The organism is Corynebacterium sp. HMSC27B11, from assembly GCF_001815985.1.
In the GTDB taxonomy this organism is placed as follows: domain Bacteria; phylum Actinomycetota; class Actinomycetes; order Mycobacteriales; family Mycobacteriaceae; genus Corynebacterium.
Map to the genome: position 1 here is coordinate 170,498 of NZ_KV823550.1, position 12,247 is coordinate 182,744.

Sequence of the window (12,247 nt, forward strand, 5' to 3'; positions counted from 1 at the left end):
CTACTCCCCCAATAACGCGAAGCGTCATTAACGACCGGCGTTAGACGTTGAACTTGAAGTCCACGACGTCGCCGTCGACCATGACGTACTCCTTGCCCTCCTGACGGACCTTGCCTGCCGCGCGGGCCTCAGCCATGGAGCCCAGCGCGTCGAGGTCTTCGAAGCTGACGATCTCGGCCTTAATGAAACCGCGCTCGAAGTCAGAGTGGATTACGCCGGCGGCCTTCGGTGCGGTATCGCCCTGGTGGATCGTCCAGGCGCGAGCCTCCTTCGGGCCGGCGGTCAGGTAGGTCTGCAGACCGAGGGTCTCGAAACCGGCCTTGGCCAGGGTCTGCAGGCCCGGCTCGTTCTGACCGACAGCAGCGAGCAGCTCCGCAGCGTCCTCCTCATCAAGCTCTAGCAGGTCCGTCTCGCTCTGGGCGTCTAGGAAGACGGCCTCGGCCGGGGCTACCAGCTTGCGTAGCTCATCCTTCTTCGCGTCATCCGTGAGGACGTCCTCGTCGGAGTTGAACACGTAGAGGAAAGGCTTGGCGGTCATCAGGTGCAGCTCGCGGAGCAGATCCAGGTCGACCTCGCCGGTCTTCGAGGCGGCGAAGAGGGTGCGGTCGTCCTCGAGGACTGCCTGGGCCTTCTTGACCTCCTCGACGGTGTCCGCGACGTCCTTATCCTTGCGCGCTTCCTTCTCCAGGCGCGGCAGGGCCTTCTCCAGGGTCTGCAGGTCGGCGAGGATCAGCTCGGTGTTGATGACCGAGATGTCGCTGGCCGGGTCAACCTTACCGTCGACGTGAATGACGTTGTCGTCAGTGAAAGCGCGCACCACCTGGCAGATCGCGTCGGCCTCGCGAATGTTGGCCAGGAAGGCGTTTCCCATGCCCTCGCCCTCGGATGCGCCCTTAACGATGCCGGCGATGTCCACGAAGGTGACGGTGGCCGGGAGGATGCGCTCAGAGCCGTAGATTTCCGCCAGGCGATCCAGGCGCGGGTCCGGCAGCTCCACCAGGCCCTCGTTCGGCTCGATCGTGGCGAAGGGGTAGTTCGCCGCCAGCACGTCATTGCGGGTCAGCGCGTTAAAAAGGGTGGACTTGCCGACGTTCGGCAGGCCAACAATTCCAAGGGTGAGAGACACTCAACAAGTCCTTACAGATGCGATCGAATAGTGCCTTCTAGCTTGCCTGAAGTACTCCCCTTGGTTCAAACGCGCCACCCTACCCAATGTTGATCGAGAAAGTACGTCAAAAATCACTTGGAATTCGCTGTGTGTTGCTAATATTCCCTTTTCAAGAGCGTGAGGTAGATCACCGGACCCGCCGGTGGCCTCCCGCTACTATCTTTTCGATAGGACGCACCACATTATGAGCTCCACAACGCCCGGTGGCTCCACAACCTCACCCGGAGCACTCACCGCTGACTCGCGCTCCCAGGCCCGCGAGACCTTCAACACCCGCCTGGTATTCCTCATGGCGGCGATCGGCTCGGCCGTGGGCCTGGGCAACATTTGGCGCTTCCCCTACGTCGCCTACGATTCCGGCGGCGGCGCCTTCCTCATCCCCTATCTGATCGCTCTGTTGACCGCGGGTATTCCGCTGCTGTGGTTCTACTTCAGCATCGGCCACCGTTTCCGCGCCTCCGCACCGCTGGCTTACCGCCGAATGGACCGTCGCGCGGAGCCTATCGGCTGGTTGCAGGTGGGCGTGGCTTTCTTCATCACCGTCTACTACGCCGCCATCATCGGCTGGGCCGGCCTCTACGCATGGAAGTCGTTCTCGCTGAGCTGGGGCACGGACACCGAGTCCTACTTCTTCAACGACTTCCTGCAGCTGGATGCCGAGTCCACCCACTCGGGGAAGTTCGTTCTCCCCATTCTGCTGATTATGGTCGCAGTGTGGGTGATCACCACCATCGTGCTGGCAGCAGATGTCAACAAGGGTATCGGTAAGCTCACCACCATCTTCGTGCCCCTGCTGATCGTCCTGTTCCTCTTCATGGTCGTTCGCGCACTATTCCTCGACGGTGCGCTCGATGGCCTGAATGCTTTCTTCACCCCGGACTGGGGCGCACTGACGGACTCGGGCGTGTGGATCGCCGCCTACGGCCAGATCTTCTTCTCCCTGTCTATCGGCTTCGGAATCATGACCACCTACGCGTCCTACCTGAAGCCACGCACCAACCTGACGAACACCGGCATGGTGACTGCCTTCGCGAACTCCTCCTTCGAGCTGCTGGCCGGTATCGGTGTCTTCGCAGCCCTGGGTTTCATGGCTCACCAGACGCAGACCGACGTCTCTGAGGTTGTCAGCGGTGGCATCGGCCTAGCCTTCGTTGCCTTCCCGACGATCATTAACGAAATGCCTTTCGGTGAGGTCTTTGGCATCCTGTTCTTCGTCTCGCTGTTCATCGCCGGCCTGACCTCTCTGATTTCCCTGATGGAGGTCGTGGTCTCCGCTGTGAAGGACAAGTTCAACCTAGAGCGCAAGACCGCCGCGATCATCATCGGCGCGGTCATGGGAACCATTTCCACTCTGCTGTTCTCCGCGACCACCGGCCTGGTCGCCCTGGACATCATGGATAAGTGGACGAACAACATCGGCATCATCTTCTGCGCCTCGCTGTCCCTCATTCTCACCGCGTGGGTGTTCAAGCGCCGCGTGGAGCTGACGCAGCACCTCAACGCGGTGTCCTCCGTGAAGGTCGGCCCGATCTGGCAGTTCTTCGCCTTCGTCCTGACCCCGATCGTCCTGCTGTACACGATGATCTCGGAGATCCTCGGCCTGATTAAGGAGCCCTACGAGGGCTACGGCACCGCTCAGATCACCACGTATGGCTGGTTGGTGCTTGTGGTCATCGCAATCGCAGCCGTCACCATGACGACCGCTCCGTTCCGCCAGGGAGTCCACGTCAATGGCATCCCGGGCTCGGACTACGGCGTGCCGAAGTTCGGCCGCAAGAAGAACGAACCAAACACCCTGGCCGTAGCCGCACAGGGCTCGGCTGCCACCACGGCCACCCCGAACCCCGCCAAGAAGGGAGACAACTAACATGACCGCAATCGCGCTGATCATGATGGTGCTTTTCATCCTCGTCATCTGGGGTGGCCTCGTCGGATCTGTCATCATGCTGACCAACAGCACCGATGAGGAATCCGGTGAGCTGGGAACTGCCCCAGGCACTCACGACGAGGCGCTCGCCGCCGTGCGGGTGTCCTAGCCTCCTCCTCCGCGTTAAAAACTAACCCCACCGCCAAATCATGATTTGGCGGTGGGGTTAAGCATTGTTTTGACGCACCTTTCAGGCATGATGGATACATGAATTCTTCCAAGGAACCCCGCAACAGTGGCCGTGGCGAGGGCGCGCATCTCCCCGACCACGACGGCGAGCGCGACTTCGCCGACTTCCTCGCTGGTTCTCGGCGTGCTGATCACGAGTCCACCCTGCCCCTGCCCGAAGATCAGGGTCGCAGCCGTCGCAGCTCGGACAACCAGTCCATGCAGAACGATGAGAGCGGCGTCAACGTCGACGGTGCTGCGCCCGCTATCCCAGAAGGAATGGCGGATAACGAAAGCGATGGCAACGAGCACGCCGACGGCAAGAATAAGCTCGCCGAGAAGTTGAGCGAGAAGTCTCGCGAATTCCACAAGAAGCATCCTCACCTCCACGACGGGTCGCTGGATAAGTACACCAGCCTTGACGAGGCCGAGGATCTCAACCCCGAAGTGCGGGATCGTGCCGAGGTGCTGGGCACCTCCGTGCGCTGGTTCGCGGGCTGGTGCCTGCGCCTGCTGATCATCGCCCTGGCCGCCTACGTGGCGTCCAAGGCTTTCGGCAAGCTGTGGGTGGGCATCCTGCCGGTTCTGCTGGCGCTCATCGTCTGTACCGTGTTGTGGCCGGTCGTCCGCGTGCTGCGTGAGAAGCTACACTTCCCGAACGCACTGGCGGTCGCCACGACCATCATCGGCTTCTTCGTGCTGATCGCTGGCCTGTTCGCACTGATCATTCCACCGGCGGTGGATCAGTCCCGAGAGCTGGCAAGCCAGGCCAACGCTGGTATTCGCACGATTCAGCGCTGGCTGCAGGGCCCGCCGGTCAATCTCCAGGAGAGCCAGTTCAACGATGCATTGAACCAGGCGACGAGCTGGCTGCAGAACCAGTCGGGACGTATCGCCTCTGAGGTCGCCGCGGGCGCTTCCGCCACCCTGTCAGCAGTGATGACGCTGTTCATCATGCTGGTGCTGACTTTCTTCTTCCTCAAGGACGGCGAGAAATTCTTGCCGATGATCCGCCGCATCACCGGTCGCCGTGTCGGTTGGCACCTCACCGAGGCTCTGACCCGTTGCTGGCAGACTCTCGGCGGGTTCATCCGCACCCAGGCGCTGGTCTCCTTCATCGACGCCGTATTTATCGGCGGTGGCCTCTTCCTCATGGGTGTTCCGCTGGCCGGCCCGCTCGCGGTTCTGACCTTCTTCGCGGGCTTCATCCCGATCGTCGGTGCCACGGTCGCCGGTGTTCTCTCGGTCCTGATCGCACTGGTGGGCGTTGGTTTCAAGACCGCGATCTTCACCCTGATCCTGGTGCTGGCTGTTCAGCAGCTGGAGGGCAATGTCCTGTCGCCGTGGCTGCAGGCCAAGGCGATGGACCTCCACCCGGTCATCGTGCTGCTGGCAGTGACGCTGGGTGGCACGCTCTTCGGCATCATCGGCGCGTTCCTGGCGGTGCCGGCTGCCGCAATGATCGCCGTCGTGCTGCGCTACATGGGCGATCTGACGGATCTCGCGACGGGCGAGAAGTCCATGGAGGATATCGAGTTCGCCACCACCGCGGGTTCTCTGTCCGGTGCGCAATCCCAGCGCAAGGCGGAGCAGTGGCTGGAGGGCCAGCGTCATGCGATGAAGGTCACTAAGGAAAAGCTGACGTTCAGCAACCTGCTTAACCCGCTACGCAAGGGCGATAAGTAACATCAATGGCCGTGTCTGATACCTCACCGCATAACTCAAGTTCCCGCTTCCCCGTCTGGTCTCCCCTGCTGGTGATGACCGCGGTGTTGCTCACTGGGCTTGTCATCGGCTGGGGCAGCACAACGTTGCCCACGGGGTATTTCGTGCTCTTCGCCGCCGCCATGGTGGTCTCCACCCTGTTCGTGGAGCCGCGTGGCCTGTTCCTGACGGTGGCCTCGTTCCCACTCTGGTTCGTCGTGGGGACGTTCATCATCGCCCGCATCGCAGCCCCCTCCGGCGGTTCGGCCAAGGCGAAGTTGGCGACGTCCGCCTACCCAATCGTCCAGCATTACCTGTGGCTCGCTGTCACGATGCTGATCTGCGTGCTGATCGCTGCGGTGCGGTGGTGGCTGTACCGGGAGAGCGTCGACCGTGCGCGGGCCAGGGCCACGCAGCGCCGGCGCCGCCAGTCCGACGCCAACCGCTCCAACGAGGAGCTCTCCCAGCGTGCTCGTTCTCGTGCCGCGCACCGGCGTTCGGCTACCAGCGGGAAGAATGTGCCCTTCGACCCGGCGCGATTCCAACAGCGCCGTACTGAGGGCGCCCGCAGCTATAGCCGGGAGGATTTGCGGGCATCCTCCGAGCGCCGTCGTGGTGTCCCGGGCCGGGCTGATGAGCGCTCGGCTCAGCGGTATCGCTCCTCTGGGTCTTCATCCCGATACTCCACTGGCTACCCCTCCCCCGCCGATGGCGAGTCGCGCTTTGGTTCTTCGGATTACGACAACCGCCGCAGCCCCCTGCCGCGGAGCCGAGACACCGGCACCGGGCGGGCATCCGCTGAGGACCGCGACTACTAGCGGGGAGCGGGGCGTCACCTGCGGGATAACCGAATTGGTCCGCGCACAGGGACACGCCAGCTGATCTAGCTTTCGGCTTGAGCCTCTCAAAAAGCACAACCCGCCACGACCATGGTCGTGGCGGGTTTTCACATCACGCCGGGGTGGGATCTCTCCCCTCCCCAGCCTCAACGTTCGGTGACTAAGCCTTCCGGCCGGCGGTGCGGGACGGGCGCAGCTCGCGCGGCAGGGAGAAGATCAGGTCCTCCGTGGCGGTGGTGACCTCCTCAACCTCGGCATAGCCACGCTCGGCGAGCAGCTCGAGAACACCGCGGACGAGGATCTCCGGCACGGAGGCGCCCGAGGTCACGCCGACGTTCTCAACGCCCTCGAACCACTCCGGCTTGACCTGGTTGGCGTAGTCGACGAGGTGGGCGTCCTTCGCCCCGTTCTGCAGCGCGACCTCGACGAGGCGCACCGAGTTGGAGGAGTTCTGGGAGCCAACCACGATCATCAGGTCGACCTTCGGCGCGATGGCCTTCACAGCGACCTGGCGGTTCTGCGTGGCGTAGCAGATGTCGTCGGACGGCGGATCCTGGATGTGCGGGAACTTTTCCCGCAGCATCTTCACAGTGCGCATCGTCTCGTCGACGGAGAGGGTGGTCTGGGAGAGCCAGACGAGCTTCTCGTCATCCGCGAACTCGAGCTTGTCGACGTCCTCCTGGTCCTCGACGAGGTGGACGACGTCCGGCGCCTCGCCCGCGGTGCCTTCGACCTCCTCGTGGCCGTGGTGGCCGATGAGGATGATCTGGTAGCCCTGCTTCGCGAAGCGGGTGACCTCGTGGTGCACCTTGGTGACCAGCGGGCAGGTCGCGTCGAAGGTTTTCAGCTCCAGCTGGCGGGCCTGGTCGCGGACGGCTGGGGACACACCGTGGGCGGAGAAGACGACGTTGGAGCCGCGGGGCACCTCGTCGGCTTCATCGACGAAGATCACGCCGCGTTCCTCGAAGGTCTTGACGACGTGCTTGTTGTGCACGATCTCCTTGCGGACGTAGAGCGGCTCGCCATGCTTTTCGAGCGCCTTTTCTACGGTCTCAACGGCACGATCCACGCCGGCGCAGTAGCCGCGCGGTGCAGCGAGGTAAACCTTCTTCTTCCCCGCGGTGCCCGATGGGGTGGCCGCGGTGGTGTCGTCGTTTTGTCGGGTGTCGGTGGTACCAGGCAAAGTCATGCCCCCACCTTAGCCCAGCTGCCAAATCATGGGCTTTTCCGCGGTTCCGCCGCGGCCGTTGGGGCGGACGTCGAACCGTGTTCGCCGGTAAGCAAGCGCGCATTGTCTGCGAGGCCTCCCGGGCTTGTCTGCAGCGATCTCTACAATGACTCGCATGAACGCGAACTCACCGGAGCAGCCGTGGCCCGTGTCCATGGTCAACCAGAAGATCAAGGGGTGGATCGAGCGCCTCGGCTTCTTGTGGGTGGAGGGCCAGATCACGCAGGTCAACATGAAGCCGACGTGGAAGCTGTCCTACATCACCCTGCGTGATGTGGAAAAGGACCTCTCCATTCCGCTGACCATGAACACCCGCACCCTGCAGAACCTGCCGACCCCGTTGCGTGATGGCGACCGGGTGGTGGTCTACGGCAAACCCGCTTTCTACGCGGGCCGGGGCTCCTTCTCGCTGTGGGTGACCCAGGTGCGTCAGGTTGGCGTGGGCGAGCTACTGGCACGCATCGAGCAGTTGAAGCGGGCGCTGAGCGCCGAGGGGCTCTTCGACCCGCGTTTGAAGACCGCTCCCCCATTCCTGCCGAAGAAGATCGGCCTGATCACCGGGCGGGGTTCTGCCGCGGAGCGGGACGTACTGAGTGTCGCCCAGCAGCGGTGGCCGGCCGTGCGCTTCGAGGTGATCAACACCGCGGTACAGGGGCCGAATACGGTGCCCGAGGTGGTCGCTGCACTGCAGCGACTCGAGGCCGACGAAGACGTGGACGTCATCATCGTCGCCCGTGGCGGTGGCTCGGTGGAGGACCTGCTGCCATTTTCCGAGGAAGCGCTGGTCCGCGCGGTGGCACGGATGCGCACCCCGGTGGTCTCGGCGATCGGACACGAGCCGGATAATCCCGTGCTCGACCTGGTCGCCGATGTGCGGGCCGCAACCCCCACCGACGCAGCGAAGAAGGTGGTTCCGGATGTGCTCGGCGAGCAGCAGGCGATCGCGGAACTGCGCCAACGGGCCGTGGGTGCCCTGCGCAGTTGGGTGCGCTCGGAGCGCCGACAGCTTGAGGGGGTCCGCTCCCGGCCAGTGCTGGCTGACCCGCTGCTCCCCCTGCGCAGGCAACGGGAGATCATCGAGGAGGCAGTGGGCCGAAAGGACCGCGCGCTCGGATTGCTCGTTCGCGACATGCGTTCCCGCATCACCTCGCTGCGCGCCCAGGTCAACGCGTTGGGGCCGTCCCAGACTCTGGCCCGCGGCTACTCCATCATGCAGGTCATCCCCCGGGATGGGTCGGGCCCTGCCGTGGTCACCACGGTGGCGGATGTCGCCCCCGGCTCGCAGTTGCGCATCCGAGTGGCGGATGGTTCCGTGACCGCCGCGGCGATGGCGGTGGAGCGAGCCCCCGGCTCAGAAGCTTCAGATACGACGCGAGCTAACACACCGACAAACACCGAAGAAGAATAGTTTTAAGGATCAGTGAAGGAGCAGCCATGAGTGACCAGCAGAAGTTTCGCCCGATCGAGGAGCTGAATTATGAGCAGGCCCGCGACGAGCTGGTAGAGGTCGTTCGCATCCTCGAGCTCGGCCAGATGAGCCTCGACGAGTCGCTGAATTACTGGGAGCGAGGCGAGGAGCTAGCAGCGTACTGCGAGAAGTACCTGGATGGGGCAAGCACGCGCATCGAAAAAGCCCTGGCCGCGCGGGAAAACGCAGGCCAGGGCGGCTCGCCTCAGGGGAATGCGGGCCAGGGCTCTTCGGGGCAGGGCGACGCCGGTCAACAGACCGGCGCGCCGAGCAGCTCTTAATCCCTACCGGGCGTCACCGGCTGCCCCACCAGCAACTCCGGAGTCTGCCGCACCGCTGCTTGCGGGTGCTCCCCGGTGGACTGGGATTCAGCCGAGACCTCCAGCGGCTTGGTCTTCGCCGTGATCTCCGCGGCGGTTGCCATGTCCTCGTGGCTGGCCATCCCCTCCAAAATCAAGCGCGTCTCACCCGCGTCGGCGACCCAGATAGGGCGGGCGTCCTCCCCCTTGTAGACGTGCCAGGTCAGTCCGCCGGCTTCCTCGGTCCCCGCAGCCTCGCGGAAGTGCTGATCCGGCTGGGTTGCGGCCTTAAAGTCCGCAGAGGTCTGGCGCAGCGAGATGTACCGCTCCCCGTCGATGACCCAGCCCACCAGCGGCGCAGGTTCTGCCCCGACCTGGGATCGGCGGGCGGAGTTCGGCACCCAACCCTCTGGCATCTTGGGCTCCCGCAGCGGGAAGTTCATGCCCCGCGCCTCCAGGGTGAGGAAGGAGTGGGCGTCCACCTCACGGACCGGACCGGACTTGTCCGGCCCGCCCGGGTTGAAGGAACACAGGCCGGTAAAGCCCACCGTGAAGAACGTCACGAGGAGGAGGACACCGAGGGTCAGCAGGATGTCCTTCGTGGACTGAAACAGACGGGGCTTTTCGATACGCACGCCGGTCATTATCCCAAAAGCAGGCGGAATTGGTAATTCCCACCCGCACTCGCAATCACGGGCGCTGCCCGAGTTAGGGCAGTCCCCACGTCGCTGCCAACCTCTGTGTGCGGAGGGATATAAAATGAGGGCCGTACAGGGCTGCACTCTGCCGGAACTACAAAAACGTGGCGGAGTCGAACAGCACGCTCAGCCCGCACGACCCAATCGAGTGAAAGAGTTGGTTTAACACCATGTCCGCCGATAATTCCAGCGCCACCCCGCAGTCGACCAAGCAGGCCCCCGATCGCAACCTCGCCATGGAGCTCGTGCGCGTGACTGAGGCTGCCGCGCTCGCGTCCGGAAAGTGGGTCGGCCGCGGCCAGAAGGAGTCCGGCGACGGCGCCGCTGTGGACGCGATGCGCATGATGATCAACTCCGTCGCGATGGACGGCGTCGTCGTCATCGGTGAGGGTGAGAAGGACGAAGCACCGATGCTGTTCAACGGCGAGTCCGTCGGCACGGGCAAGGGCCCGGCGGTGGACATCGCCGTCGACCCGGTGGACGGCACCACCCTGATGGCAGAGGGTCGCCCGAACGCGATCTCCGTTATCGCGGCGGCGGAGCGCGGCAGCATGTACGACCCATCCGCGGTGTTCTACATGAAGAAGATCGCCGTCGGCCCGGAGGCTAAGGGTCTGATCGAGCTGGACGCGCCGGCTTCCCACAACATCCAGGTCGTCGCGAAGGCCAAGGGCATCGCCCCTGAGGAGGTCACCGTCGTGGTTCTGGACCGCCCGCGCCACCACGACCTGATCCGTGAGATCCGCGAAGCCGGCGCGAAGGTGCGCCTGATCGGTGACGGCGACGTCGCCGGCGCGGTCGCCGCCGCCCAGGACTCCTCCACCAACTCGGTGGACATCATGATGGGTATCGGTGGCACCCCGGAGGGTGTCATCACCGCCGCCGCCATGAAGTGCATGGGTGGTGAGATCCTGGGGCAGCTGTGGCCCAAGGACGACGCTGAGCGTGAGAAGGCTATCGATGCCGGCCACGACCTGTCCAAGATCCTCACCACCGACGACCTGGTGAACTCCGAGCACTGCTACTTCGTCGCCACCGGCGTGACCGACGGCGACATGCTGCGCGGCGTGTCTTACCGCAACCGCTCCGCGGTGACCCGTTCCCTGGTCATGCGCTCGAAGTCCGGCACGATCCGCTTCCTGGAGTCCCAGCACCAGCTAGGCAAGCTGCAGGAGTACTCGGTGCTCGACTACATCTAAAGCGAACATCACGCGCTCCTCACGCGCATGGAGACTGCCCCGCGACCCGCGTGTCGCAAAGCTCGGTAGAATGTTGTGTGGCATGGGGAGCGCCCGAAGCTCCCCGCCCCAGCTGGGGCGCGCGATAATCCGAACTATTAATTCTTCAGAACAGAAGGAAGCGATTATGACCGATCAAGAGTTCCGCATCGAACACGACACGATGGGCGAGGTTAAGGTCCCGGCGAAGGCCCTGTGGCGCGCCCAGACCCAGCGCGCAGTGGAAAACTTCCCAATCTCCGGCCGCCCGCTGGAGAGCGCACAGATCCGCGCGATGGGCCTGCTGAAGGCTGCTTGCGCCAAGGTCAACATCGAGCGCGGCCTGCTCCCGGAGGAGAAGGGCCAGGCCATCGTCGACGCTGCCCTGCGCATCGCCGATAACGAGTTCGACGCCGAGTTCCCGATCGATGTCTTCCAGACCGGCTCCGGCACCTCCTCGAACATGAACACCAACGAGGTCATCGCATCCCTGGCTAAGCAGGCGGGCGTCGAGGTCCACCCGAACGACGACGTCAACATGGGCCAGTCCTCCAACGACACCTTCCCGACCGCGACCCACGTCGCCACCACCGAGGCTGCGGTCAAGGACCTCATCCCGGCCCTGGAGAAGCTCGAAGCTTCCCTGCTGAACAAGGCCAAGGAGTACAAGAACGTCGTGAAGTCCGGCCGCACCCACCTGATGGACGCGGTTCCGGTCACCCTGGGCCAGGAGTTCGGTGGCTACGCCCGCCAGATCGAGCTCGGCATCGAGCGCGTGGAGGCTACCCTGCCGCGCGTCGGCGAGCTGCCGATCGGCGGCACCGCAACCGGCACCGGCCTGAACACCCCGGCTGACTTCGGTGCGAAGGTCACCGAGGAGCTCAAGAACCTCACCGGCCTGGACGTCCTGAAGGAGGCCGAGGACCACTTCGAGGCTCAGGCTAACCGCGACGGTCTGGTCGAGATGTCCGGTGCGCTGCGCAGCATCGCCGTCTCCTTCTACAAGATCGCCAACGACATCCGCCTGATGGGCTCCGGCCCGCTGACTGGCCTGGGCGAGCTGCACCTGCCGGACCTGCAGCCGGGTTCCTCCATCATGCCGGGCAAGGTCAACCCTGTTCTGTGTGAGACCGCAACCCAGGTCTCCGCGCAGGTCATCGGCAACGACGCCGCGATCGCTTTCGGTGGCACCCAGGGCCAGTTCGAGCTGAACGTCTTCATCCCGATGATGGCTCGGAACGTGCTCGAGTCCATCAAGCTGCTGGCGAACACCGCCACCGTCTTCGCCGAGCGCCTCGTCGACGGCCTGGAGGCCAACGAGGAGCACATGAAGCTGGAGGCCGAGAAGTCCCCGTCCATCGTGACCCCGCTGAACTCCGCGATCGGTTACGAGAACGCAGCTAAGGTCGCAAAGACCGCACTGGCTGAGGGCAAGACCATCCGCCAGACCGTCATCGACCTGGGCTTCGTCCCGGAGAAGCTCTCCGAGGAGGAGCTGGACAAGCGCCTCGACGTGCTGGCGATGGCCAAC

General features: G+C 64.1%; 11 protein-coding genes. 8 read left to right on the forward strand and 3 right to left on the reverse strand.

Going from position 1 to position 12,247, the window contains the following annotated elements:
• Positions 1–40: 40 nt before the first annotated feature.
• Positions 41–1,126, reverse strand: coding sequence for a redox-regulated ATPase YchF (gene ychF, locus HMPREF3097_RS03605; protein WP_070761005.1), 1,086 nt, complete (start codon positions 1,124–1,126; stop codon positions 41–43).
• A gap of 226 nt (positions 1,127–1,352) precedes the next feature.
• On the opposite strand from ychF, the gene HMPREF3097_RS03610 reads away from it, so the two are divergent.
• The 4 genes from HMPREF3097_RS03610 to HMPREF3097_RS03625 all read left to right on the forward strand — a co-directional run bounded on the left by HMPREF3097_RS03610 (position 1,353) and on the right by HMPREF3097_RS03625 (position 5,785).
• Positions 1,353–3,035 carry a sodium-dependent transporter gene (locus HMPREF3097_RS03610; protein ID WP_070761007.1) on the forward strand — a complete coding sequence of 561 codons (1,683 nt, stop codon included), beginning with the start codon at positions 1,353–1,355 and terminating at the stop codon, positions 3,033–3,035.
• A gap of 1 nt (position 3,036) precedes the next feature.
• The gene (gene metS / locus HMPREF3097_RS03615; protein ID WP_012359873.1) at positions 3,037–3,204 is read left to right on the forward strand and encodes a methionine/alanine import NSS transporter subunit MetS; all 168 of its coding nucleotides are present in this window, start codon (positions 3,037–3,039) and stop codon (positions 3,202–3,204) included.
• A gap of 98 nt (positions 3,205–3,302) precedes the next feature.
• Entirely contained in the window at positions 3,303–4,949 is a 1,647-nt protein-coding gene (locus HMPREF3097_RS03620) for an AI-2E family transporter (RefSeq protein WP_070761009.1), read from the forward strand.
• A 5-nt stretch (positions 4,950–4,954) separates the two neighbouring features.
• Positions 4,955–5,785: a DUF6542 domain-containing protein gene (locus tag HMPREF3097_RS03625; protein WP_012359871.1), complete on the forward strand. Its 831-nt coding sequence runs from the start codon at positions 4,955–4,957 to the stop codon at positions 5,783–5,785.
• 181 nt (positions 5,786–5,966) lie between these two features.
• On the opposite strand, the gene HMPREF3097_RS03630 is transcribed toward HMPREF3097_RS03625, so the two are convergent.
• On the reverse strand, positions 5,967–6,995 hold the full coding sequence (locus HMPREF3097_RS03630) for a 4-hydroxy-3-methylbut-2-enyl diphosphate reductase (RefSeq protein WP_070758597.1): 1,029 nt from the start codon (positions 6,993–6,995) through the stop codon (positions 5,967–5,969).
• Between the two features lie 154 nt (positions 6,996–7,149).
• Between HMPREF3097_RS03630 and xseA the strand changes: the two genes are divergently transcribed.
• Together xseA and HMPREF3097_RS03640 are read left to right on the forward strand one after the other, a co-directional pair.
• Complete coding sequence (gene xseA / locus HMPREF3097_RS03635) at positions 7,150–8,442, forward strand: exodeoxyribonuclease VII large subunit (protein WP_070761011.1); 1,293 nt, start codon at positions 7,150–7,152, stop codon at positions 8,440–8,442.
• 26 nt (positions 8,443–8,468) lie between these two features.
• The gene (locus HMPREF3097_RS03640; RefSeq protein WP_070761013.1) at positions 8,469–8,783 is read left to right on the forward strand and encodes an exodeoxyribonuclease VII small subunit; all 315 of its coding nucleotides are present in this window, start codon (positions 8,469–8,471) and stop codon (positions 8,781–8,783) included.
• Here HMPREF3097_RS03640 and HMPREF3097_RS03645 read toward each other — a convergent pair.
• A complete protein-coding gene (locus tag HMPREF3097_RS03645) occupies positions 8,780–9,445 on the reverse strand; it encodes a DUF4245 domain-containing protein (RefSeq protein WP_210398522.1) in 666 nt (221 codons plus the stop codon). The two genes, HMPREF3097_RS03640 and HMPREF3097_RS03645, sit on opposite strands and share 4 nt — an antisense overlap.
• A 224-nt stretch (positions 9,446–9,669) precedes the next feature.
• On the opposite strand from HMPREF3097_RS03645, the gene glpX reads away from it, so the two are divergent.
• The gene (glpX, locus tag HMPREF3097_RS03650) at positions 9,670–10,698 is read left to right on the forward strand and encodes a class II fructose-bisphosphatase (protein WP_070758600.1); all 1,029 of its coding nucleotides are present in this window, start codon (positions 9,670–9,672) and stop codon (positions 10,696–10,698) included.
• A gap of 166 nt (positions 10,699–10,864) precedes the next feature.
• Positions 10,865–12,247, forward strand: a 1,383-nt coding sequence (locus HMPREF3097_RS03655) for a class II fumarate hydratase (RefSeq protein WP_070761015.1), incomplete at its 3' end; no start/stop codon positions are given.